Here is a 24,878-nt window from a genome sequence, read left to right on the forward strand (position 1 = left end):
TTACTCTCCTATAGATTCTTTGTGCATGAAAAGAGTAAGTGAACCAACCGTTAAGCCAAACTTTTTGAAAGAATTTTTGTTGATTAGTACACCATCATTCATTAGATACATCCAGTCATCAAAGGTGATTTTATATTTTTTATCACCAACTGGAATATTCATCTGATATTGCCAGTTCATAGCATTACCTTCGACATAAATTTTAGCGATACCAATAACATCATCTGTAGTACCTTCGTAATAGTTGTCAGATATCTTTTTGATAGTCCAAATACGGTGATCTTTTTGACCATCATAATATGTCATGTGCTCATCAAATGTTCCAGTACCACCATCCCAGCTAGCATTACCAGAGAAGTCAAATTTTTTGATTACTTTGCCTTTGTAGTCTTGGATAAGACCTGTACCGACTATTTTACCTTGTAGATATTGCTGTAAATCAAGTTTTGGACCTTCACCCTTGTAACTTGAGATATCAGCAGAGCATCCAAATAATCCTAGTGCCATAATAATTACTCCTACTTTAGATATAAATTTTTTCATAATATGCCTCTCAATTGTTTTGATAGGTTGATGTCTGATGACTTATCGCTAAGCCATATTTCAAAGAAATATTTTGATAGTTGCTTTGATGGAATTTCGCCAACTAGCCTATCATCTGTATAAATATAACCATTGCCATTTTTGTCCATATAGCCATATAAGTTCGAGCCTTTTTTAACATCTGGTATTAGATTATTGAAAATCTCTCTATATTTTTGATAGTTAGGCTTTGTTTGTTGTGGGTGTTGGCTGTAAATTTCTTTAACAGTATGTTTTGCAATATTTTTGCCGCTAAAACTTCTTAGGTAATGGATCTTTAGTAAGAATGGTTTATCCCAGCTAAACTCTCCATTTTGAGTATAGAGTTCAGCATCATAGACATCAAAAAACCATTTTGTAAAATGAATTTTACCAACTTGTTGAGATTGTTGAATTTTTATTTCTTCAAGGCTCAGTCCTTCAGCAAAGCTGAATATGGGTAAACTAATAAAAAATATTATCAGTAGTTTTCTAAGCATGAGTTATCTCCAATTGAGCAACATCTATACGGCCATGAACAAAAGCGGCACTGCATGAATTTAGATAAAAACGCCACATTCTTTGGAAACGTTTATCAAAACCAAGCTTAATAAGCTCTTGTTCAACATCAATAAATTTTCTGTCCCATTCATCTAAAGTTTTAGCATAGTCTTTTCCAAAGAACTCTTTGTTAGTACATTTTAAGCCAACTTTATTCAGCTCAAGATTTATTTGCTCAATAGAAGGTAGAAAACCACCTGGGAATATAAATGTCCTAATCATATCACTCCCCTTAGCATAATCAGCAAAGAATTTATCGTCAATTACGATAGCTTGGATGATTATCTTACCGTCTTCTTTAATTAATGATTTGAGTTTAGAAAAATATGTATTCCAATACTCCTTACCAACTGCTTCTATCATCTCAATAGATACAACATAATCATATTTGCCAGTTTGAATACGGTAATCTTCAATTACAATTTCGGCATTTTTATTAGCAAGTCTTTCTTTTGCATAATCGTGTTGTTCTTGAGATAGAGTAATACCTTTAATGGAGTAGTTACCATTTTTGAGAGCGGTTTCAGCAAAGCCACCCCAGCCACAACCAATCTCTATAATTGAGCCATCTTTCTTATCAAGTTTATCAATAATGTTTTGATATTTGTTGATTTGTGCTTGTTCAAGAGTTTCATTTTCGCTTTTGTATAATGCTGAAGAATAAGTCATTGTCTTATCAAGCCATAAGCTGTAGAAATCATTTCCCAAATCGTAGTGATCATGGATATTTTTTTTGCTTTGCTTAATATTGTTTCGTTTGGTTAAATACCCAAGTTTTTGTAAAAGTGTATAGAAGAAGTTCGGCTTCATATACTGTCCAAAGGCTTCTTCATTTTTTAATCCAAGCAGTATTAGTGATTTAAGATCAGAAGTTTCCCAGTAGCCATCACGATAGTCAGCAGCAAAGCCAATATCTGACTTAAGTTTTAAGTTTACAACAGTTCTCCAGTCTTTGAGTTTAAGATCAGCTGTTGGACCAGGTTTATAGCCTTTTGTAAAAGTGGTTTCTCCTTCAGGAGTAGTTAGATATAGTTCACCATATTCAAGTTTATTTAGAGATTCTAAAATACTTTTTTTAACAGATTTCTCAAACATATTTTCATATCTTGTAGTTGGTATTTTCTGAAATATATATTAGCAAATAAAGGTTACGGTAATATTGCGAATAAATTAAATTTTGTTAATGAATCTTTTTGGGTAATTTTATGAGCTACTTACTAATCGCTAATGTGCAGAAAAATGCCGAATAATTTTACGTTTTAATCAGTTATGATCTTTGCCATACTAACCTTAACATTTTTCTGCTCAGGTTTGGGAATATATTTAATGCGTTTGAAGACAATTTTTAAAGCTTGCCAATGTATCAAATAAACCACTTTTAAAGTTAAAAGTGGTGAGCGAAAAAATTCTTTTATTAGGTTAGAGCTAGAAAACTGTTTTAGATCGCCTGTAATAGCAGTACCAAGTTGTAACTGGTTATTGTCATAGTAATTGATAATGACTCGAGCTTTTGAACTTGTTGATTGAGGTATCTGGAAATTAAATTTATAAGTACCTCGTCTTGGGTAGAAAGGTGAAACATGAAAAACTTTCTCAGCTTCAAACCAGCATTTATCTGTTATTTCATTACCATTTTTATGGCAGATATAACTATGAGTTTCTTTAAATGTATTATTTACTTCAGCAATTACTGTCACAAGCTCACTTTCTCTATAGCATAACCAAAAACTAACGGGATTGAATAAATAACCTAGGACTCTTGGCATAGTCATTAGTTTGATATTATCGTATTTAATATTATGTTCTTCAAGTAGGGAGGAGGCCCAGTTTAGACAGTTTGAACCATCTCGAAGTCCGTGGTCTTTGTCGTAAAAAGAATAGATATTTGGCTTGTTGATACTGAAGATTTTTGGGTTTGTAATATTTGGTTTTGGCACTTCGACTCCGCTCAGTGACCTATTTTTTTTATTTGAAAGATCAAGCATATCTAGAATTACATAGTAGGATCTATACTTAAAAGAGTTTTGCTTGGGATGATGGCGTTTATGATAAACCTTAGAGCTTAAGATTAAGTTTTTTACCATGGAGTTTTAACACCTAGTTTCTCAGCAACATTTACTGCACTAAGTATACCATCTTCATGGAAGCCATAGCGCAAATAAGCTCCACAATAATATGTATCATTGAGTCCTTGTATGTTATCAAAATTTTGTTGCGCTTGGATCGCTTTTTTATCAAAAACTGGATGCTGAAATAAATGCTCATTAATGATTTTTTTAGGATCAGGCTTTTGGTCGGGATTCACTGTTACAAAATAGTTAGTATCTGTATCTAGTGGTTGTAAGTTATTCATCCAGTAGCTGAGTGATACAACCTTGTGCTTATCTTTAGTCTCGGCACTTAAGTAATTCCAGCTTGACCATGCGTTTTTGCGTTTTGGCATTATGCTTTCATCTGTATGTAATATTACAGAATTTGGTTGATATTTGATTGCTGAGATTAGTTCTTTCTCGGCTGTGTTTGGATTATCAAGTAGCTCAAGTATTTCCGTAGAATGGCAAGCAAATACTACTTTATCAAATTCTTGAGAAGTGTTATTTGAATCCGTAACTATTATTTTGTTTGTTCTTTCTACTTTAGTAGCTTTAGGAGCAAAACTGATATTTGTTTTTTTCAATTCATTAATTATTTTCTTAACATAAACCTTGCTACCACCTTGTATTGTGTACCATTGCAGAGGTTTTGAAGTTGATAATAAACCGTGATTGCTAAAGAATCTAATAAAACTAAGAGCAGGGAAGTCATACATCTTTTCTAGTGGAGTACTCCAAATACAAGCCCCCATAGCTAGTAAGTAATAATCTCTAAACCATCTGCCAACTTTAATATCATCTAGATATTGAGCTAGTGTGATATTTTCATTTAGAATATTTTCTTCAAGATGTCTGTTAGAAATTCTATTGAATTTCAAAATATCTTTAATCATCTTATAGTAATTTGGTTTAAAGATATTTGATTTTTGTGCAAGTAGACTTTTAAAGCTACTAGAACCATATTCAATACTACCATTTTTGATAGATACACCAAACGACATATTACTCTTGGCAACAGGTACGTTAAGGTGTTTAAATAATCTAGTTAAGTGATAATAAGTTTCATAGTTAAAAACAATAAAGCCAGTATCTACTGGAGTATTATCTATATTAAGGGTACGGGCATGACCACCAAAGTAGTTATTCTTCTCATAAAGTGTAATTTCATATTTATCTTTTAGTAAGTAGCTAGCTGCTAATCCTGATATTCCACTTCCTATGATAGCTATTTTTTGCATATTTTACTTATACAAATGAACAATAATTACTGTTAGATTAAAACTAAAACATTTAAAAGCATAGTTAAAAATTGTTAATGTAACGGAAGTGAAATAGTGATTTTAAGGCCTTTAGATATATTATTTTGAGCTTTGATATTTCCATTATGTAGTTGAATTATTTTTTTAACTAATGGGAGGCCTAAACCGTTACCTGCTTGGGAGCGGCTTTTTTCTTCTCTGAAGAACCTATCAAAAATCTTGTCTACATTTTCTTCATTAATCCCATCACCTTGATCTATAAATTCAATGATATATTTTGATTGTTGAATCTTAGTGTGAATCGAAATCTGTGTATCTTGAGGAGAGTATTTGTAGCAGTTATCCAAAATATTTGCGATGCTCTGGAATATAAGATTTTTATCAATATTGAGTATTTTAGATTCCACATCTATATTTAGCAGTATATTGTTTTGCTCAAATATTGGCTCATATAGGTCAATGGCATCATCTATAATATTTTTTATATCAATACGTTTCTTAGATAAACTTTCGCGACCATGTTCAAGTCTATTTAATCTAAGTAAGCTATTAAATATTTCTAGAAGTTTGTCACATTCTTTTAGCGCTTCAACAGTTTCATTATTTGGGTTGTTTTGAGCGAGAATTTCTAACCTGTTTTTTAACCTTGTAAGAGGGGTTTTTAAATCATGAGCAATATTATTCGAGACACTTTTTATATCAACTAAAAGCTCCTCAATATTGGCAAATAAGATGTTTAATATACAACCAAGATTGCTAAGATCATCCCAGTTTGTATTTGACTGGATTCTTTGACTGAAGTCTTGTGTATTGACAATCGAAGCAGCTGAACTTGCGATATAGTTAATTTTTTTTACCACAAAGACACTAATTAAGTAACTAATGACTACAACACTAAGAGTACAAAGTATTCCTATCAAAAGAGGAAAGATATGATTTAGAACTTTATCACCAAGAGCTGAGTAAATTATATATATCCAAGATGTAATACTAAGTCCAAGAAGTATTGTAAACAACATCGCCATTTTGAAGCTTGAGCTAATGATGTAGCTTCGTTGTATAGTGTTGTTTAAATTACTTTCGTTATTCTTGGATGACATATCCAAAACCTCTAATAGTTTTGATAGGGTCTGAAAGCCCACATTCTGTGAGTTTGTTGCGTAAGCGAGAAATATGTACTTCAACTACATTAGTCTGAGGGTCAAAATCATAATCCCAGACTTCTTTAAGAATCATTGATTTGCTGACTACTTCATTCTTATGCTTAAGAAGTAAATGTAGAACCTTATATTCTCTCTGTTGTAGCAATATATGTTCATTATTACGGCAGACTTCGTGAGCTAGCTCATCAAGGATGATATCTCCACAAGTCAGTTTATATGATTTCGCTTCAGCAATCTGTTTAGTTCGGTTATAGAGAATATTAACACGAATCATTAGCTCATCAATAGAGAAAGGCTTTGTAAGATAATCATCACTTCCTGATTTTAAACCTTCAATTTTGCTCTCAGTACTATCAAGAGCACTAAGGATGATTACAGGAGTTGTGATTTCTTGTTTACGCAGAATTTTTAGCAGTGATATTCCATCTAAGTATGGCATCATCCAGTCAATAACTATCACATCATATTCATTCGTGTTTATAAGGAAAAGAGCCTCCTTACCGTCATAAGCAACAGTTGTGTCGATTTTATTCTCTTCAAACTTTGTTTTTATGAATTTCGCTATTTGTTTATCATCATCAGCAACTAGAACTTTAGGAGTGCCACTCATTTTTAAGACTATATAAGTTTTGATATATTTTAATTATAGCGGATAAATTACTAGCTTACTTGAAAAAATAAACTGTAAACATTATTTAATAAAATGTAAATTTATGTGTAGAATATTTGACAACAAAAAAGGAGATTAATATGAAGAAAATTTTAGTATTAATGTTTGGCTTGTCTGTAATTTCTAGTGTCTATGCTGAAAATTACTCTATGTATGAAAAGCCTGATACAAAATCCAAAGAAATAGCAAAAATAGATGATCAGAGTTCACAATATCAGGTGATTTTTTCAAAAGGTGACTGGGTCGAAATAGTTGATAAGAAAGATGGTAAAGTTGGTTGGGTTAATCAAAAGTCTGTTAATAAACAAACTGAGTCGAATACAGATCCTGTTGAGCAAATGATGCAAAGTTTCCAACAGCAACAGCATATGTTAGATGATCATTTTAACAAAATGATAGCAGGAATTGATCAGAATATTGCCCAAATGCAGGTTCAATCTGGAGATGCTAAACCAAAAGTCTTCAAGAAATTTAGTTCGATTACCATAAACTCAGATGGTAAAACTGCAAAAATTGTTAAAAAAACAGAAGATAGTAATGGCAATATTCAAACTGTAGAAAAAGAAGTGCCAGCAGATCAGCTAAAGAATATAAAAATTGAAGACTAGTCATATTTAAAATTTTTGTTACATAAGTTACTATTATAAGTGAATAAACTACTAAATTAAGGAGTAGCTTATGTACGAAGAAGAGTTCTTATCAGAAAAACTACAACAATTTTCACTAGTGGATATAGCATTAGTTAAAATAGTATATTTTCTAGTTGGTTTATTAGTAGCAACTAATTATCTGGTTCTGACTAATGTAAGCTGGATATTTTACTTGCTAATGTTTTTAACAGCAGCGTTTCCTATTGTGATTCATTTATTTTCATTTGAGGGATCATATATCGAAAAAGCTAGAATGTATCTTAAGACAAATAAGCCATCATATCAGGTACTATTGTTTTTTAGTCAGTTCTTTTTTGGATGTATGATCGTTGTACTAGTTCCGGTACTTATTATTGTACCATGGTATGTGTATGCTATTTTGATAGTCGTTTTTGCTATTAAGCCAATGCGTTCAAACATGTTTTGGTAATTAACTAAAGGGTTGAATGATAAGTGGATAAGACTACATATGATGGACAAAAAGTCTATTCAAGGTTAATGTTAAAACTATATAATTTCATTGTTTTATTTTTTAATAATACTTTTCTATGGAAATGTAAAACTTCAAATTTATTAGAGTTATATGAAGATAATGTTTCAAAGAATCATTTAGATATTGGTGTTGGTTCAGGATTTTATCTAAATAAAGTTGCTGATAAATTAGAAAAAGTTACTCTAATAGACTTAAATCCTAATTGTCTAGATTATGTAAAAAGGATACTTAAGGATAAAGACGTTTTAACTTATAAAATTGATATTCTTGAAGATGTTTCAGATGAGTTTAATTCACAGTTTGATTCTATATCTTGTAACTACTTAGTTCATTGCTTACCAGATAACGGTAATAAGCAAATGGTTTTTAAGAATATTGCCAAAATGCTTAAGCCTAGTGGGATAGCTTTTGGTGCAACAATAATTAATGATTACGACTCTAAGTTAGCTGTTAAAGTCGTAACTAAGTTTAATTCAAAAGGCATTTTTGATAATGAGAATGATACATATGAGATTGTTGAAGGTTATGTGAAAGAAAATTTTAAAGAGTATTCCATAAGACAGATAGGCTCAGTCTGTATTTATGTAATGAGTCAGCCAATAAAGTGATTTTTACTATTTAATAATCAATAACATTCGTAAATATTTTTGTTATAATCGCAGTATAGATAATTTTTTAATAACTATCAGTATGAAAAAAAATATTTTAACTATTTTAAGTATCGTAGGTGTTACTGTGGCTCTTAGTTCGTGTGGAAAAACAACAGTTGCATATGAAGATCCAAACGGTGTTGATACTACTTCAATAAATTTTAGCTCAACAGATTTGCAGTCAATTACTAATAAAATGGCTGAAGATATGCTTAATTCAAGAGGGGTTAAGAAAATTACTGCGATGGATACTCCAACGTTATTCTTCAGTAATATACGTAATGAGACTCGTGAGCATATTAATACAACAATGTTATCAAATACTGTTCAGACTCAGATTATAAAATCTGGATTATTCCAAGTGACAGATATGTCTCAAATTAAAAATGTTCGAGAACAGCTTGGTTATCAAGCAAATAGTGGTATGGTTGATCAAAGTACAGCAACTAAGATAGGTCAGCATATAGGTGCTAGATATATGGTTTATGGAGCTATTCAAGATATAGATAATACTAATGTTGATGGTAATAAGAGATCTAAGTTCTTCTTAGCAACATTGAAGATGATGGATCTAAAAACAGGCTTAGTTGTTTGGCAAGATGATAAACAGATTCGTAAGTCTCAAACTAAGTCAACATTTGGTTGGTAATATACAATAATATGGAAATAAGTTTATCCTAGTGTATTTAGGGTTATGAAAGGAGAGAACTGATATGAAAAAGAAAATTTTAACATCATTAATAGCATCATCATTTTTAGTTAGTGGAGCTTTTGCAGCAGATGAAACAACAGCAGATTCTCAAGCTACTACTGAGCAAACTCAAGATCAGTCAAAAGTTGATATGGGTGAAAATGTTGCAAACTTAAATGATGCGATTTCTTCACAGTCTAAACCTGTTGAGCAAAAAACAGAGGACAAAAGATCAGCTGAAGAAATTTTGAGTGATGTAATGGAGGGTTACATTGATCAAAATAATCTAAGAGATAAATACGATTATGTAGGGTCTGCAATAGGTGTGGCCTCTATGAATCAAACGAATTCAAACTATGTCGATAGTGCTCAGCTTGCTTTTGAGAAAGCTTTAATAAAAGCTCAAGCAGAGTATATCTCTTTTATATCAGCAAATACACAAGTTGATAAGAGCATGAGTGTGGATAGTACACAAGGGTCTAGTGCTAATCAGATTGATACAGATTCTGATAAACCAAAAGAAGGTACACAAGCAGCTATTGATGCCAAAGAAAAAGCTTTAGATGAGGCGAAGCTAAATAGTCAACTTAAAGAACAAGGTTTAAATCCAGATGACTTTGCTACACCTGAAGAAAAGAAAAAAGCACTTCTAAGTCAGCAAATGACAGTTAAGAGTTTAACTACTGGTTTTGGGAATTTATCAGGATTATTACCAATTAAAACATTTGTTGTTGAGAAAAATGGTAACGCAGCTATTGGTGTTGTAGTTATCTATTCTGACAAGATTAAGGGCATGTTTGAAGATATTAAACATGGTAATGAGCCTGTTGTAGTAGGTAAAGGTGGTAAATCATCTTCTGATTTATATAAAGATAAATCAGGTGAAGACATGATGGGTGATTATGGTATCAGAATTGGTTTTGGTGAAGATAACAAACCTTATATCTTATCATATGGTCAAGGTTCATATAATGGTCCAAGTATCCAAGGTGTATCGGCAGGTGACTATGGCTATAAACAAGCTGCCATTATGGCAAGAGCAAATCTTGTTACTTTAATAGCTGGTCAAATGTCTACAAAAGAAGCTTTGACAATGTCAGAGAATATATCTAGCACTTTAGCTAAAAATACTAAAACTCAACAAACTCGTAGAGTAGATTCTTCAGATATTGAAAAAACACTATCTACTTACTATCAATCTAAAGCCAATTTAGATATTGTTGGTTTGAAAACAGTTAAAAGATGGCGTTATAAATTACCAAGTACAGAAAATACTGTTTATGGCGTTGTTCTTAAATGGGATCCTAAGCAGGTAGCAACAGCTAATAAGATTAAAAACTTCAATTATGATGAATATCGTAAGCAAAATGCTAAGAAAGAAGAAACTGGTGACAGTTCTTTAGATGGAAAGACAATTATTAGACAAAGTGATGATAATGAGTATTTAAATCAATTCTAGGACTATTTTCATGAGAAAATTTATAATTTCTTGCTTAACTATATTTATGTCTTTTCAGCTCTTAGTAGCTAACGAAAAAGTAGCATCAGGAAGTACAGTTTCAGACCCTACTGTTAGCAATAAGATCTCAAATAGCTATAAAGGTGTCGATGAGCGTAGTAGTTTGAACATGTTTAAGCTAGCTATTTTACCTTTTGATGCTAAGGGAGCTAGTATCAGTGCTGATATTAGTGCCCAGCAATTAAAAGATGGGTTAAACCAAGTTATAATTGCACAGATAACTCAATCCAGAAAGTTTAGAGTATCAAATCGTAATGCTAATGATGAAAAAGCTTATGAGAAAGAAATTCAGCGTATTATGAATTCTAACACTAATAACGATAGTGATAAGTTGAATCAGAAAATAGGAGCAGATTTTATACTTACTGGTGATATTTTAGGATTAAACATAAACAAGAAAAAGTCATCTTATTATGGTGAAAAATTTACAACTTGGAAAGTTTCTGCAACAGTTGCATATAGAGTAGTTGAATTAGCTACAATGGAAGTTAAATGGTCAAATGTTGTTACTATTAATGTTCCTACAAACATTGCTAATGAATATTTAGATTCTGATGATGGAAATTATTCTCAAGTTTTAAATTATTTAGGTGAGCAATTTGGTAGAACAATTGCAGATCAAGTTGTTGGAGCGATATATCCTCTTCAGGTATTAAAAGTTGATGATGGTGAGGTGTACTTTAACCAAGGTGGTAATAGGGTCATTAAAGGTAGTGTTTATGAGGTTCGTCAAAAAGGAGGAACTACAGTTGATGACTCAACAGGTCAGCATATAGTCCTAGATTCAAAAGTGCTTGCAAAGGTCAGAATTATAGATGTCATGCCTAAATATTCAGTAGGTATTGTTATAGGCGGCAGTTTGAGTAAAATTCAAAAAAATTCAAGAGCTTACTTGGCTAAATAATAACACCTATGAAACTAAAAATAGTATTTTTATTTGCTCTTTGTACTATTATCTCTAGTTGCGCTACTTTTAGTGGTAGTCACCCAACAAAAGTTGATAATGCAAAAAAAGCTATCGAATCTGGTCAATATAAGCCAATTGAAGCAAAGTTTTTAAAAACTTTTGGTGATGATGGTGTTAATGCTTCGATAGGCTTTCTAGAAACAGGACGTTTTGAGCAGTTATTAGGAAATACCAGCTTGTCTCAACAGAAATATAGTCAAGCTACAAGATATGTTGCTAAATCAGAAGCAGAAGCTAAGATAAGGGTTAGGAATGTTCTTAAAAATACTCAAGCAACTCTTTTAAGTGATAAGGAGAGATATTACTATATATCTGACTATGAGATTACATTCTTATATGCATATCAAGCGCTTAATTATTTAAGGCAGCACGATCTAGAGAATGCTGCTGTAAGTATTAGAAACCTATCATATGCACAATATGCAACATTTCAATCAAAAGATTTAGCTGATAAAGTCCAAGGTCGAAACTATGAAGAGTTTAGACATGTTAACTCTAGTCAAGTTTCTTCAAGTATTTCAAGTTCTAAAGAATATAAACAGCTAAATAGTATAGCTAATAAAGTTAATAACTCCTATGAAAATGCTTTTGGATATTATCTAGAAGCTTTAATCTACCAGTCTTATGATACAGATCTAAATAATGCAAATCTATCAATGAGTAATGCTTTAAACGTTGTGCCAAATAATCCTTATGTTCAAAAGGATTATAAGCAGATTAAAAATGCTTTTGATAGAGGAGGTCTTGTATATCCTCAAGGTAAAGGTAAACTTGTTGTAATATATGAAAGTGGTTGGGTTGAACCTGTTCAGCGCTTTGATTTACCAATTACAATATTCTTTCAGCAAGCTGGTGTACAAAAAGTATCTTTGCCATATTATAAGTCGTATAGTTTAACTCCAAACGCAAATATACAAGTCTATAATGATAAAGAGTTAGTTGATCAAGGTAAAACCTCTTTATTAGTAGATACTACAGCAATGGCTGCTAAATCATTATCAGATCAATATCCTGCCATCGTTACTAGAGAAATTTTGAGATTGGTGACAAAAACAGCTATTTCTGTGGCTGCTATAAGATCTTCAGGTGATTATGCAGCATTAGCGGCAATAGGTACATCAGTTTATAATTTAGCAACAACTCGAGCTGATCAGCGTAGCTGGAACCTTTTACCCAAAAATGTTGATTTATTTTCTACAACTTTGTTAGCAGGAGACTATACTCTAAAAGTTAATAATTCAGCAGAAAAGGTAACAATAAACCCTCAAGAGATAACTCTTGTATGGATAACAAAGGAAGGTCATTTCATAAGAGTTTTATTAAATGAAACTTTATAGTATATTTGCTTATATTTTTTAACTTTGAAAGATGATTTAATAATAAAGTTGGTATATTTGTTGGAATTTTGATAAATAGGTATATATAGTGATTATTATAATTATCTTAAAAATACTGTTATGAATAGTAAATGTCTTACAGATACCGTAGTTATGGTTAAGCCTACATATTTTTGCTTTAATCAAGAAACATCCGTTAATAATGCTTTTCAAAATAAATTAGCTATATCTAATGAAGAGTTACAAGCTAGAGTAATGGCTGAGTTTAATAATATGGTAAAAAACATCCAATCAAATGATATAGATGTTGTTGTTTTAGATTCAAATCTAGATACTCCAGACGCAGTTTTTCCAAATAATTGGTTTTCAACTCATATTATTGATAATCAACCATATGTCTTTATTTATCCAATGTATACACAAAATAGGCGTAAAGAAGTTCAGGTTGAAAATCTACTTAGGCATTTAAAAGATACTACAAAACTTGATTATAAGGTCTTGGATTTAAGAGGAAGTTACTCAAAAGCACTAGAGGGTACAGGTGTTTTTATATTTGATCATGAATATAAAACTGCTTATATGTCGATATCTCCTAGAGCTGATGTGGAGTTGGCACAAGTAGTTTGTGACAAATTAGGGTATAAATTAATTGCATTCACAAGCTTTGATAAAAAAGGCCCAATTTATCATACAAATGTAATGCTGAGCATAGGCGAGCATTTAGCTATAGTTTGTTTAGAATCTATTAAATCAAATAAAGAAAGAGATGTTGTAATTCAAAATCTAGAACATTCAAATAAGAAAATTATTGATATATCAATTGAGCAAATGTATCAAATGTGTGGGAATGTTCTAGAAGTTAAAAATAAGCATGACAAATCATTCTTGATACTGTCTGAAACAGCAAAAAAAGGTTTTACTCAAACTCAGCTAGAATTAATCAATAAATATGTAACCTGTATAGTATCAGATATTCAGAATATCGAAGCCGTTGGTGGTGGAAGTGCTAGATGTATGGTTGCAGAAGTTTTTTATTAATTATTTTCTAGTGGAGTCTTTTATGATAAATAAAGTAGGTTACCTTAAGTGTTTTGGTTGTATATTGCTTGTTATAAGTTCAATGATTGGTGGAGGTATTTTTGCTCTGCCTATTGTGGCTTTTAAGTTAGGTATAATTGCAACAATTGTTTTGACTATATTTATGTATATCTTGATGACAATATCAGGACTCTTGGTAGTTGAGGTTAGTACAAAGTTACCTCCATATAGAAATCACTATACTTCTCTAGCTTATGAAGCATTTGGTATGCCTGGTAAAATAATTGCAATATTAGCTTTTTCAGTGGCTATATATGCAACATTAACAGCATATATTGGAGCAGTACCATCTTTGATTGGATCAAGCTCTTGTAATATAAATCTTTACTCCTGCTTAAGTCCTAGTAGTATGGAGCTATTATTTACAGGAGTGCTCGCAATAGTGCTTGTTTATAGTATGAAATATTCGGAGCATATAAATAGATTTATTATGCTTATTAAGTTAGCCTCATTAGTTTTGGTAATATATCTTCTATCTAAGTATATAGATATTAAAAGCTTATTTGTGGTTCCTATTAATTTTTCAGGTTTAGCTGAGGCATCTCTTATTATTATTCTGGCTTTTTCATATCAATCAATATTGCCTAGTATTGTGAGTTATGTTGGACCTGAAAACAAGAAAGAAATAAAAACAATTATTTTAACAGGTACTATTCTTACTTGTGTCATATATTTACTTTGGATAATAGCTGTATCTGGATTTATAAATCATACTGGAGAGTCTCAAGTATTTATAGATAAGCCAACATTAGGTCAACTCGTTGCCATAATTAAAGATAATACAGGTGACTCTATTGCTGTAACAGCATTAGATATATTTTTAAATGTAACACTGTTTGCATCATTCTTAACGGTATCAATAGCTTTTATTGATTTTTGGATTGATGCATTAAAACTAAATACTAAAGTATCAGGTAGGTTAATAGCAGCAGCTATAGCACTAATACCATCTTTAATTATAGCAATGTATTTTGATGATATATTTGTAATGGCTCTGGCTGTATCTGGCTTTGCAGGTATAGGATATTCTGTAGCTTTGCCATCTAGTGTATCTTATAAGTTATTTGATAAGTATAATAAGGGAGGGTCTTATTTTTTTCATGGAAGTAAAAGAACAAGAGGTTTCATATTTATTATAAGTATAGTGTTTATGGTGTTTGCTTTGATTTACTAGTTTAAATAAGCATGAACATTTGAAAGAGTTAAATATCTAAACTACAATGATACAACATTAATTAGGGATTACGGGAGGTAATATGAGAATTTTATCAGTCCAAGATATGGCAAAAATAGTAGAAAAACATGGTTTTAATAACTTTATAACAGATTTGGTTCAATATACAAAAGAAGATTTTATTAGATGGAATGAATTTGATAAATCACCTAGATATGCAGCACATGTCCCTGGTGGTGTATTAGAACTTATGCCAACAGCAGATAATAAACTTTTCACATATAAATGTGTAAATGGCCATCCAGCAAATCCTTTTGAGGGTAAACAAACAGTTGTTGCAACAGGTCAGCTTAATGAGATTAAATATGGATATCCGCTTCTTATATCTGAAATGACTGTTCTTACGGCTTTAAGAACAGCTGCTGCTACAGTTTTAGCAACTGATTATCTTGCTCGTAAAGATAGTAAAACAATGGCTCTAATTGGTACAGGAGCTCAAAGTGAATTTCAAACTTTAGCACATAAATTAATTAGACCTATCGAAACAGTTAAGTATTTCGATACAGATCCAGAAGCTATGAAAAAGTATGCTAATAATATGAAAGATGTGGATCTTGAATTTGTAGCTTGCGATAGCGCAAAAGAAGCCTGTGAAGATGCTGATATTATCGTAGTTTGTACAGCTTGTAAGCTTCATGCAATTGTTATTGAAAATGATTGGGTAAAAGATGGTGTACATATAAGTGGTTTAGGTGGGGATTGTCCTGGTAAAACTGAGCTTGATATGGATATATTATTCAGAGGTAAGGTAGTTGTTGAATACAAAGAGCAATCAATGATTGAAGGAGAGATTCAAAATCTGTCTCCTCAAGAAGTAGAACAAGTCCTTCATGCTGAAGTTTGGGAAATCTTAAAGGGTGATAAAAAAGGTCGCGAGAATGATAAAGAAATTACAATTTATGATTCTGTAGGCTTTGCAGTTGAAGATTTCTCTGCATTGCGCTTAACTTTAGATCTTGCTGAGAAATATGATATTGGTAGCCAAATGGATATGGTTCCACCGATTAAAGATCCTAAGAATTTATTTTCAGCACTATAGCTCTATATTTTAATAAGAAAACTTCTAAGCTTATTTAGACTTATTACTGCTTACCCAGGTGTATTTATATTGTTAAATTTAAAAAAATTATACTTATAAAGAAGTTATGATATATTTATGATTATATTTTTTTTACAGGTAATTAGTGATTATGAAAGAAGTTTTAATGTGTCCACCAACAGCATTTGATGTTATATATCAAATAAACCCATGGATGAGTTTGTCAAATAGACCAGATAAAAAAGTAGCTCGCTCTCAATGGGATAGTTTATATGAAGCATATATAAATAATGGAATAAAAGTAAATTTGATAGATCAACATCCAGATTTACCTGATATGGTATTTACTGCAAATGCAGGTGTTGTGCATCAAAAAACATTTATTAGTGCTAAGTTTATTTCTAAGGAGAGAACTCAAGAAGAAATTTTCTTTCAAGAATGGTTTAAAAATAATAATTATGAAGTAAAAAAGCTAAACCATTATCAGGGTGGTGAGGGAGATGCATTAAATTATAATAATAAACTGTACTGTGGATATGGTTATCGTAGTGATATAGAATCTCACCATGAATTAGCTGAATTATTGAATAAGGATGTTGTATCAATTAAAATTGTTGATTCTAAGTTTTATGATTTTGATTTGACTTTCTGTCCATTAGGTAATAAGGCTGTGTTATATTATCCTGGTGCTTATGATGAACAAAGTCAGAAGATAGCAAAAGATATTCCAAATGCTATACAACTTAGCCATGAGCAAGCAAGTAAACATTTATGTAATAGCGTTTATGTAAATGATAAACTTTTTATGGGTCAACACGATAAAGAGCTTGAGAAAAAGCTTATCAAACTTGATATAGAACCAGTAATCTTGGATATTAGCGAGTTTAGAAAAGCAGGAGGTGGATTAAAGTGTTTAACATTGAAAATAGCATAGTTTATATGTAATGCTAACCTTAACTCAAATTATTTCTATTTTCTCATTTTTTTATATCTAAATTATATTTTTGATATTGCTAATAGCTTTGCTATTCTGGGGATATCCAAAGTTGATTTAGGTGTAAATTTCTTTATGATAAATATACCAATTTATTAGGATTGGTATAAGACATCTGTTAACATTATTTTATTAGGTTTTTTTACTAGATAACTTGTTCAATGAGCTATAATAATAATCTTCTTTTGATGACAGATAGCTATAAGCATTCCCATCCATTCCAATATCCAAAAGATGCGAACTACCTTCACTTTTATTTAGAAAGTCGTGGCACAGCTAATAAGGATTTAGGAGACTATACAAGGTTTTTTGGGCTACAGTATTATATAAAAAAATATCTATCTCAACCAATTACGCAACAGATGATAGATGAGACTGAAAAGGTTTTAACAGAGCATGGTTTAGTTTTTTATCGAGAAGGTTTTGAGAAGATAGTTAAAGGATATAATGGATTTTTACCAATTAGAATTCGTGCTGTAAAAGAAGGTAGTTTAGTGCCTTTACATAATGCTCTTATGACTATAGAGAGTACAGACAAAGAGTTATTTTGGTTGCCAGGAATTTTAGAAACTTTATTGTTAAAAGTTTGGTATCCAACTACTGTAGCAACTATTAGTTTTAATATGAAACAAGTAATTAAAGAGTATCTTTTAGAAACGTCTGAAAATTTAGACAAGCTTGACTTTATGCTTCATGATTTTGGTTATAGAGGAGTCTCTTCAGAAGAATCTGCTAGGATCGGTGGAGCTGCACATTTGACTAATTTTTTAGGTACAGATACTTTAGCAGCTCTTAAGATGTGTAGAGAGTATTATAGTGAGAAAATAGCTGGGTTTTCGATATCTGCAAGTGAACATTCTACAATGACAAGTTGGGGTGTTGGCAGTGATTGTGAAAAAGAAGCTTTTGAGAATATGATCGAGCAATTTGGTGATAGAAGTGTTTTATATGCATGTGTGTCAGATAGTTGGAATTTTAAAAAAGCTATCCAAACATGGATTAGTCTAAAAGATAAAGTGAAAGATAAGAAAGCTAACTTAGTAATTCGTCCAGATTCGGGTGATGCAATTGATAATATTATATATGCACTTAAAGAGCTGGATAAAGGTTATGGCAGTACTATCAATTCTAAAGGGTACAAGGTTTTAGATAAAGTTGCTCTTATTCAGGGTGATGGTGTTAGTGTCAGCTTAGTTAAGGAAATACTTACAGCGATGAAAAATCATGGGTTTTCAGCAGATAACATAGCTTTTGGAATGGGTGGAGCATTACTACAAGGAAATCATGAATCATCGATTAATAGAGATAGTTTTAAATTTGCAATTAAATGCTCTGCGATCAAACGAAATGATAAGTTATTAGGGGTTAAAAAAGAACCTATTACAGACCTTTCTAAAAAATCAAAACAAGGGCGTCTTGATCTTATAAAAGATGAAAAAGGTAATTATAAAACGATAGTTCTTGGTGATGATTATGCTATTGGAGAATATCACTCAGATACACAGTTAGAAACATATTATGAAAATGGAAATATTATGTTTAACCAGACTCTTGATGATATTAGGAAAATAAGTTTTTAAACTATGTAAAACTGATTGATTTTATAGGTGTAGAGGTATAAAGTTAAAGTATAAGTCAAAAGTTTTTAGGAGTATAGCATATGCTAGAACATCATCCGTTAATTAAAGAATTCCCTGAGTTAAAAGATCAGCTTCATAATATTAAAGCAGACCATCATGTTAATAAGCAGATGAAGCATTATGAAGATCTTGATAAAGAAATTTTTAATTTAGAGAGTTCAGGTAAATTTGAAGATACTCAGATTGAAGATCTTAAAAAACAAAGATTGGAGCTTAAAGATCAGATTTATAAAGCTCTAAAAAATTAAGTAAAGTCATACCTTAGATTTTCTTCCTAACTTTATTATTAAATTCTATTTAAAATAATAGTAAAACTTATATCTATATAGTATATTTTATTTTTAAATATAAAGTTCTTAATTCTTATGAGCTTTTAGCTTTTCTTATGGAGAATTTATGTTAGTAACTAAGTATCAAAAGTTAGTGATTGTACTAATTATATTAACAGGAATATGTGCAGGGTTTGATATAGGTGTCATTTCAGGGACTCTTCCTGTTATAAAAAATGAGTTATCTCTTGATTTTACTCAACTATCTAAAATAGCGGGTATAGTATTTTTTGGAGCATTACTTTCGAAACTAGTATCCGGTCCTTTGATGGACTATTTAAGTAGGAAAAACGTCATATCTTTAGGATCTTTCTTATTTACAATTTCTCTAGTCTTAATGATTATATCAGGAACTTATACAACACTTATGTTATCGCGGTTATTGCAGGGTATTTCAATTGGTTTTTTATTAACAGTTATTCCTGTTTATATATCTGAAACGAGTGCGGCAAAGTTTAGAGGACGAGCAATGGCAACATTTCAACTGTCTTTGGTCTCTGGAATATTCTTAGCAAATTTTTTTGCTAGTATATTCGTTAGTTATTTTGGTTGGCGATCTATATTTGCTTGTGCAATTCCTTTCGCAATCTTTCTTTTTATAATTAGTATTTTAGCCCCATTTTCACCGTCTTGGTTAATATTAAAAGGTAGAAATGAGCAGGCTTTAACTATAAGTGAACAATTATCATTAAAGATTCAGTACTCATTGACTAATAAAAATAAGATTGGCTTTGTTGAGTTTGTAAAAATAGTAATTAAGCAAAAATATTATTTATCGGTAGCTTTAATTAGCTTAATGGCTATATTAAATGGTTTTGTTGGTATAAATGTATTTATTAGTTATGGACCAACTATTTTTGGTCAGTTAGGAGGATGTTTAGAATGTAATCCGACATACTATGGTACAACAATGACACTGGTTAACCTTATTGCCACATTTTTTGGATTATTTTTAGTTGATATGATTGGTAGAAGAAAACTTATACTTAGTGGATTGCTTATTTCTTTTTTAGCAATATTTTGTATGATTTTTTTAATAACAAATAGTTCAAATATGGTTGCTTTATATCTATTGATCATGGTAGTGTTTGGAGGAGCTGTTGGACCTGGTGTATGTATTTGGCTTGTATTATCAGAGGTATTACCTGTACAGATACGTGGTATGGGGATATCTATAGCATTAGTATCAAAAGCTTTGATAGAAAGTATGTTTATTTCTAGATTTTTAGATCTTGTTCATAATTATGGGTATGCTCCGATACTATACTTTATGGGAATATGCATAGTTGTATTTATAATTATTGTTTATAAATTTTTGCCTGAAATGACAAATAAGGAACTTCTTTAAAAAAAGTTAGACTTACTTTAAATGCTTTGTAAGCTCATCTAGTTTATAGCTTGCAATATCTTTTTGTTTTGCATGATGCTCATCTAGTAATGCAAAATCAGCATCAGCATAAGCACATAAATCACCCTTTTCATTATAGATATCAACCTTAATCCACACTGTTGTACGACCTTTGCGGATAATTGAAGTTTTAAATATATGAGCAGATTTACTGTAAGTTGGTTTTAGGTACTTTATGTTAAGATTACGAGTCATACAAAATGATTTACTAACACTTAAAACATGTTTACCTAGAATATCATCACAAATTAGAGCGATAATTCCTCCATGAATCACATTATCCCAGCCAACATGGTTTGGTAAACATTTGAAGTTAGTATACATATGATCACCGACATGATACAAAGGAAGTTGTATACCTAAAGGATTTTTATTGGTGTCACTAAAGCAGGTAAAATTCCAAGGGAAATCGATTGGAGTATAATCATCTAAATTTATCATTTTAGTTAGCCTATATTATATTTACAAATTAATTATAAAAATTTCGCTATCAAATAATAGCTCAAACAGATGTGCATTATAGAAATGATATATTTCTGCTTGTCGTGACAGATCATTGATCTATCTTTTATTATTATGGGTTTGTTCTATAGTTTATTATTAATTTTAACAAGCCTCAATAATACCCGCAGCGCCCATACCAGTACCAATACACATCGTAATCATAGCATATTTTTTGTCAGTACGATGCAAACCATGCAATGCCTTAACTGTAAGTATAGTACCAGTTGCACCAAGAGGGTGTCCAAGTGCAATAGCTCCACCACAAGGGTTTACTTTAGTTTCATCAAGTTTTAAGTCATTAATAACAGCTATAGACTGAGCAGCAAAAGCCTCATTAAGCTCAATCCAATCCATATCTTCAATAGTTAAGCCTGTTTGCTTAAGCACTTTTGGAATAGCTTCAACAGGACCTATACCCATAATACGAGGGTCAACTCCAGCTACAGCAAATCCTAAAAACTTACCTAAAGGTTTTAGATTGTGTTTTTTCAAATATGACTCACTTACTAGTACAACAGCACCAGAACCATCAGAGACTTGAGAGCTATTACCTGCGGTAACAGAGCCTTTAGCTGCAAAAGCAGGTTTTAGTTTAGCTAACGCCTCTAGAGATGTGTCAGATCTTGCACCTTCATCTTTTGAGATGATTTTTTTGTGGTTTACTATTTTGTTATTTTCCTCATCAGGAAGCTGGTGATCAACATTAATATCTAAAATTTCATTATCAAAATAACCGTTTTCAATTGCTGTTATAGCTTTTTGATGGCTTTTAAGAGCAAATTCATCTTGTGCTTGACGAGAGACATCCCAATCTTTAGCTACATTTTCAGCTGTGATTCCCATACCATAGGCAATAGCTACATTTTCATCTTTAGCAAAAACCTCTTTAGAAAAAGAAATTTTATTACCACCCATAGGGATCATACTCATACTCTCGATACCAGCTCCAATAGCTACATCCATATTACCTTGAGCTATTTCATTTGCTGCAATTGCTATTGATTGTAATCCAGAACTACAGTAACGATTGATTGTAAAGGCTGGTACTTTATCTGGTAAGCCTGCTAGTAGGGTTGATATCCTTGCAACATTCATACCTTGCTCGGCTTCTGGCATAGCACAACCAACTACAATATCGCCAATATCTTCAGGATTAACTCCTGATTCTGCTACAGTTTGTTTTAGTACATCAGCAAGTAATTCATCAGGGCGTTTTTTTGCAAAACCACCTCGTTTAGCTTTTGTTACCGCTGAGCGTTTTGCAGCTACTATATAGACATTTTCACTCATTGTAGGCTCCTTATTAATTTCTCAGTGGTTTACCAGTTTCTAACATGTGCTTCATTCTAGCTTCTGTTTTTTCAGACATTGCTAGTTCTGTAAAGTTTTCTAACTCTTTTTCTAAAAGCCAATCTTCAGAAACCTCTGTGTCTTTTTCAATTTCTCCACCACACATTGTGTTAGCTAGGTTTACAGATATTTTATAATCATGTTCAGAGATTTGATTACCATCACGCATATTTACAAGTAACGCTTTGACTGTTGCAATCCCAGTCTCCCCAAAGACTTTAATCTTTTGTTTTAGGGGAGGATGATATTGACTAAATGCTAACAGTTGAGCTTTTTTAAGTGCAACAGCTAGTACTTCTTTGCTATTCATTACTATCGTATCACTTTCACGTAAGAATCCCATCTCAATTGCTTCGTAACCACTTTTAGCTACTTCTGCCATAGCTAAGTTTTTGTAGCGTTTTTCAAAGTCTTTCCAATGATCTTGAGCTTGGCTAGCTCTTTGAGTCATTTCTTTAGAGCCACCCCAACCTGGGATAATTCCAACCCCAGCTTCAACTAGCCCAATATAGCTTTCATGAGCAGCAACGGCAGCATCACAATGTAAGATAGTTTCACATCCACCACCAAAAGCAAATCCTTTTACAGCTGCAACTGTTGGTATTTTGCTATAGCGAAGTTTTTGTGTAACTATCTGATGACCTTTGCGGATAACTTCTTCAACAGCAGCTTCACCATTCATTGTGAATTTGATACCAAATTCCTCAAGATTTGCACCAACTGAGAAGATATCATCATATTGCCATATAACCATGGCATCTAGGTTTTCTTCAGCATAGTTTATAGCTTCATGGATACCATCTAAGACATCATCACCAATTGAACACATTTTACTCTTAAATGATAATATACCAACGCCTTTGTAATCGGCCATCTGCCATAGTTTAACACCATCATTTTCATATAGTATCTCTGTATCAACTTCATCAGTATGTTCAATAACATTATCTGAGAAAAGTTGTCTATCATAGACACTTAGTTTTTCACGGGATATAAGATCATTTTCTGTAAAGCTAAATTCTTTATTATTTTTATATACACCATTTTCTAATTCACTGACCCAATTAGGCAAAGAATTATCAGATAGTGCTTTTCCTGCTGAGATATCTTCATTTAACCATTTGGTCACTTTGTGCCAGCCAGCAAGTTGCCAGATTTCAAATATTCCTTGTTTCCAGCCAAAGCCCCAGCGAATTGCTAAATCCATATCTTTAGGGAAGTTGGAAATATCACCAACAAGATGAGCAGCATATAAAAACATCTCTCTAAATGTTGCCCATAAGAATTGAGCTTGGGCATTGTCACAATTACGAAGTCCTTCAAGTTTTTTAGCCCAATCTTTTTCAGATAATATTTCTAGAACTTCTTTATCTGCTTTTTTATCAGAAGGGCGATATTCTTTAGTATCTAAATCAAGAACTTTAATACCGTCTGATTCTTTTATATATAAGCCTTTTTTGGTTTTTTGACCAAGTGCTCCATTGTCAACTAGATTTTGAATCCAGCTAGGAGTTTCATATAAACTTTCCCAGCCATCTTCTAGATTATCTTTCATGGTTTCTATAACATGAGATAACACATCTAGACCAACCAAATCAGCTGTTCTATAAGTAGCACTTTTTGCACGGTCTAGTTTTTTACCAGTAAGTTCATCAACTATCTCAAGAGGGATGTTCATTTTCTCAGTGTAGTGACATGTTACAAGCATAGAGAATACACCAAGGCGGTTAGCAATAAAGTTAGGTGTATCTTTAGCACGGATAATACTTTTGCCAAGCTTCTCTACTAAGAAAGTTTCTAATTTATCGAGAATTTCAAGGTTAGTATCTTTATGAGGTATTAACTCAACTAACGGCATATATCTAGGAGGGTTAAAGAAGTGTATACCACAGAAGTTAACTTTTAGATTCTCTGGTAAAACACTAGCAAGTGTCGTAATGCTTAGCCCTGAAGTATTGGAAGCTAGTATGGCATTTTCTTTTATGTGTCCTGCTATTTTAGTGTAAAGACTTTCTTTAATGTCAATACGCTCAGCCACAGCTTCAATTACAAGATCACAATCTTCTAAAAGCTCTAAGCCATCTTCATAATTAGCGGGTGTAATATATTTAATAGAGTCTTTTGAACCAAAAGGAGCAGGGTTAAGTTTCTTAAGGTTTGCTAGCGATTCTTCTATTATAGAATTTGGATTTTCTTTATCTGATTTTAGATCAAATAGCACAACAGGGAATCTCGCATTAGCAAAATGAGCAGCTATTTGAGCTCCCATTGTACCAGCACCTAAAACAGCAATTTTATCAATGGCTTGGCGTTGTGATTCTCGTCTAACAGGTTCTAGTTTTTTTGCGATATCAGATTTTTGACTATCATCTTCTCCTTCTGGAAGATATTCATCACCAAAGATTTTTAAATAGCCACGCATGGCATCTTCTTTTGACATGCCTTTGATAGCATCCCAAGCCATCCATTTAGCACGCTCAACCATTTTTAATGCCGAAGGTTTCTTTGTATCATTATCACCTTCTTTAACTTGTTTATAAAAAGCATAAAGCTTTAATTTTTGGCTATTATCAGGCTTGAAATCTATAGTAGCATCTTTAACAGCTGTTAGCATTTCTTCAAACTTTTTCTCTAATTCTGACATTTTGTCCTCCTTGAGAGTCAACAT

The 24,878-nt window shown here is 31.8% G+C and carries 24 protein-coding genes; 14 read left to right on the forward strand and 10 right to left on the reverse strand.

Annotated elements, in window-relative coordinates; all coding sequences use genetic code 11:
* The 7 genes from QI37_RS08340 to bfpR form a co-directional block, all read right to left on the reverse strand.
* Positions 1 to 543, reverse strand: a complete 543-nt coding sequence (locus QI37_RS08340; RefSeq protein WP_040010349.1) for a DUF3833 domain-containing protein — start codon at positions 541 to 543, stop codon at positions 1 to 3.
* Positions 540 to 1,061 carry a chalcone isomerase family protein gene (locus QI37_RS08345; RefSeq protein ID WP_040010350.1) on the reverse strand — a complete coding sequence of 174 codons (522 nt, stop codon included), beginning with the start codon at positions 1,059 to 1,061 and terminating at the stop codon, positions 540 to 542. Before QI37_RS08345 ends, QI37_RS08340 begins: the two co-directional genes overlap by 4 nt.
* Positions 1,054 to 2,217 carry an SAM-dependent methyltransferase gene (locus QI37_RS08350; RefSeq protein ID WP_040010351.1) on the reverse strand — a complete coding sequence of 388 codons (1,164 nt, stop codon included), beginning with the start codon at positions 2,215 to 2,217 and terminating at the stop codon, positions 1,054 to 1,056. Before QI37_RS08350 ends, QI37_RS08345 begins: the two co-directional genes overlap by 8 nt.
* Positions 2,218 to 2,381: 164 nt before the next feature.
* Entirely contained in the window at positions 2,382 to 3,206 is an 825-nt protein-coding gene (locus tag QI37_RS08355; RefSeq protein ID WP_040010352.1) for a DUF1365 domain-containing protein, read from the reverse strand.
* The gene (locus QI37_RS08360; RefSeq protein WP_040010353.1) at positions 3,200 to 4,453 is read right to left on the reverse strand and encodes an NAD(P)/FAD-dependent oxidoreductase; all 1,254 of its coding nucleotides are present in this window, start codon (positions 4,451 to 4,453) and stop codon (positions 3,200 to 3,202) included. The genes QI37_RS08355 and QI37_RS08360 overlap by 7 nt, the downstream gene beginning before the upstream one ends.
* A gap of 74 nt (positions 4,454 to 4,527) precedes the next feature.
* Positions 4,528 to 5,574, reverse strand: coding sequence for a sensor histidine kinase (locus QI37_RS08365; protein WP_040010354.1), 1,047 nt, complete (start codon positions 5,572 to 5,574; stop codon positions 4,528 to 4,530).
* Positions 5,558 to 6,247: a two-component system response regulator BfpR gene (gene bfpR / locus QI37_RS08370; RefSeq protein ID WP_040010355.1), complete on the reverse strand. Its 690-nt coding sequence runs from the start codon at positions 6,245 to 6,247 to the stop codon at positions 5,558 to 5,560. Before bfpR ends, QI37_RS08365 begins: the two co-directional genes overlap by 17 nt.
* Before the next feature lie 140 nt (positions 6,248 to 6,387).
* On the opposite strand from bfpR, the gene QI37_RS08375 reads away from it, so the two are divergent.
* The 14 genes from QI37_RS08375 (at position 6,388) to QI37_RS08440 (ending at position 20,296) form a co-directional block, all read left to right on the forward strand.
* The gene (locus tag QI37_RS08375) at positions 6,388 to 6,915 is read left to right on the forward strand and encodes an SH3 domain-containing protein (protein ID WP_040010356.1); all 528 of its coding nucleotides are present in this window, start codon (positions 6,388 to 6,390) and stop codon (positions 6,913 to 6,915) included.
* A gap of 70 nt (positions 6,916 to 6,985) precedes the next feature.
* Positions 6,986 to 7,387: a hypothetical protein gene (locus tag QI37_RS08380; RefSeq protein ID WP_040010357.1), complete on the forward strand. Its 402-nt coding sequence runs from the start codon at positions 6,986 to 6,988 to the stop codon at positions 7,385 to 7,387.
* A gap of 23 nt (positions 7,388 to 7,410) precedes the next feature.
* The gene (locus tag QI37_RS08385; protein ID WP_040010358.1) at positions 7,411 to 8,058 is read left to right on the forward strand and encodes a class I SAM-dependent methyltransferase; all 648 of its coding nucleotides are present in this window, start codon (positions 7,411 to 7,413) and stop codon (positions 8,056 to 8,058) included.
* 82 nt (positions 8,059 to 8,140) lie between these two features.
* Positions 8,141 to 8,749: a penicillin-binding protein activator LpoB gene (gene lpoB / locus QI37_RS08390; protein ID WP_040010359.1), complete on the forward strand. Its 609-nt coding sequence runs from the start codon at positions 8,141 to 8,143 to the stop codon at positions 8,747 to 8,749.
* 64 nt (positions 8,750 to 8,813) lie between these two features.
* Positions 8,814 to 10,250, forward strand: a complete 1,437-nt coding sequence (locus tag QI37_RS08395) for a DUF6844 domain-containing protein (protein WP_040010360.1) — start codon at positions 8,814 to 8,816, stop codon at positions 10,248 to 10,250.
* A 10-nt stretch (positions 10,251 to 10,260) separates the two neighbouring features.
* Complete coding sequence (locus QI37_RS08400) at positions 10,261 to 11,214, forward strand: CsgG/HfaB family protein (protein WP_040010361.1); 954 nt, start codon at positions 10,261 to 10,263, stop codon at positions 11,212 to 11,214.
* 8 nt (positions 11,215 to 11,222) lie between these two features.
* A complete protein-coding gene (locus QI37_RS08405; protein ID WP_040010362.1) occupies positions 11,223 to 12,614 on the forward strand; it encodes a COG3014 family protein in 1,392 nt (463 codons plus the stop codon).
* Between the two features lie 120 nt (positions 12,615 to 12,734).
* A complete protein-coding gene (locus QI37_RS08410) occupies positions 12,735 to 13,652 on the forward strand; it encodes an arginine deiminase-related protein (RefSeq protein ID WP_040010363.1) in 918 nt (305 codons plus the stop codon).
* Positions 13,653 to 13,674: 22 nt separating this feature from the next.
* Positions 13,675 to 14,886, forward strand: a complete 1,212-nt coding sequence (locus QI37_RS08415) for an aromatic amino acid transport family protein (RefSeq protein ID WP_040010364.1) — start codon at positions 13,675 to 13,677, stop codon at positions 14,884 to 14,886.
* Positions 14,887 to 14,968: 82 nt separating this feature from the next.
* Entirely contained in the window at positions 14,969 to 15,985 is a 1,017-nt protein-coding gene (gene ocd, locus QI37_RS08420; protein WP_040010365.1) for an ornithine cyclodeaminase, read from the forward strand.
* 151 nt (positions 15,986 to 16,136) lie between these two features.
* Positions 16,137 to 16,919, forward strand: a complete 783-nt coding sequence (locus QI37_RS08425; protein WP_040010366.1) for a dimethylarginine dimethylaminohydrolase family protein — start codon at positions 16,137 to 16,139, stop codon at positions 16,917 to 16,919.
* 221 nt (positions 16,920 to 17,140) lie between these two features.
* A complete protein-coding gene (locus QI37_RS08430) occupies positions 17,141 to 18,559 on the forward strand; it encodes a nicotinate phosphoribosyltransferase (RefSeq protein WP_040010367.1) in 1,419 nt (472 codons plus the stop codon).
* 80 nt (positions 18,560 to 18,639) lie between these two features.
* A complete protein-coding gene (locus QI37_RS08435) occupies positions 18,640 to 18,867 on the forward strand; it encodes an HP1242/YdcH family protein (protein ID WP_040010368.1) in 228 nt (75 codons plus the stop codon).
* A 148-nt stretch (positions 18,868 to 19,015) separates the two neighbouring features.
* Positions 19,016 to 20,296: an MFS transporter gene (locus QI37_RS08440; RefSeq protein WP_040010369.1), complete on the forward strand. Its 1,281-nt coding sequence runs from the start codon at positions 19,016 to 19,018 to the stop codon at positions 20,294 to 20,296.
* A gap of 12 nt (positions 20,297 to 20,308) precedes the next feature.
* On the opposite strand, the gene QI37_RS08445 is transcribed toward QI37_RS08440, so the two are convergent.
* The 3 genes from QI37_RS08445 to QI37_RS08455 form a co-directional block, all read right to left on the reverse strand.
* On the reverse strand, positions 20,309 to 20,797 hold the full coding sequence (locus QI37_RS08445) for a PaaI family thioesterase (RefSeq protein ID WP_040010370.1): 489 nt from the start codon (positions 20,795 to 20,797) through the stop codon (positions 20,309 to 20,311).
* Between the two features lie 165 nt (positions 20,798 to 20,962).
* Positions 20,963 to 22,150, reverse strand: coding sequence for an acetyl-CoA C-acyltransferase (locus QI37_RS08450; RefSeq protein WP_040010371.1), 1,188 nt, complete (start codon positions 22,148 to 22,150; stop codon positions 20,963 to 20,965).
* A gap of 13 nt (positions 22,151 to 22,163) precedes the next feature.
* Positions 22,164 to 24,854 carry an acyl-CoA-binding protein gene (locus QI37_RS08455; RefSeq protein WP_040010372.1) on the reverse strand — a complete coding sequence of 897 codons (2,691 nt, stop codon included), beginning with the start codon at positions 24,852 to 24,854 and terminating at the stop codon, positions 22,164 to 22,166.
* Positions 24,855 to 24,878: the final 24 nt, after the last annotated feature.

The sequence above is a fragment of the Candidatus Francisella endociliophora genome (genome assembly GCF_000764555.1).
GTDB lineage: Bacteria > Pseudomonadota > Gammaproteobacteria > Francisellales > Francisellaceae > Francisella > Francisella endociliophora.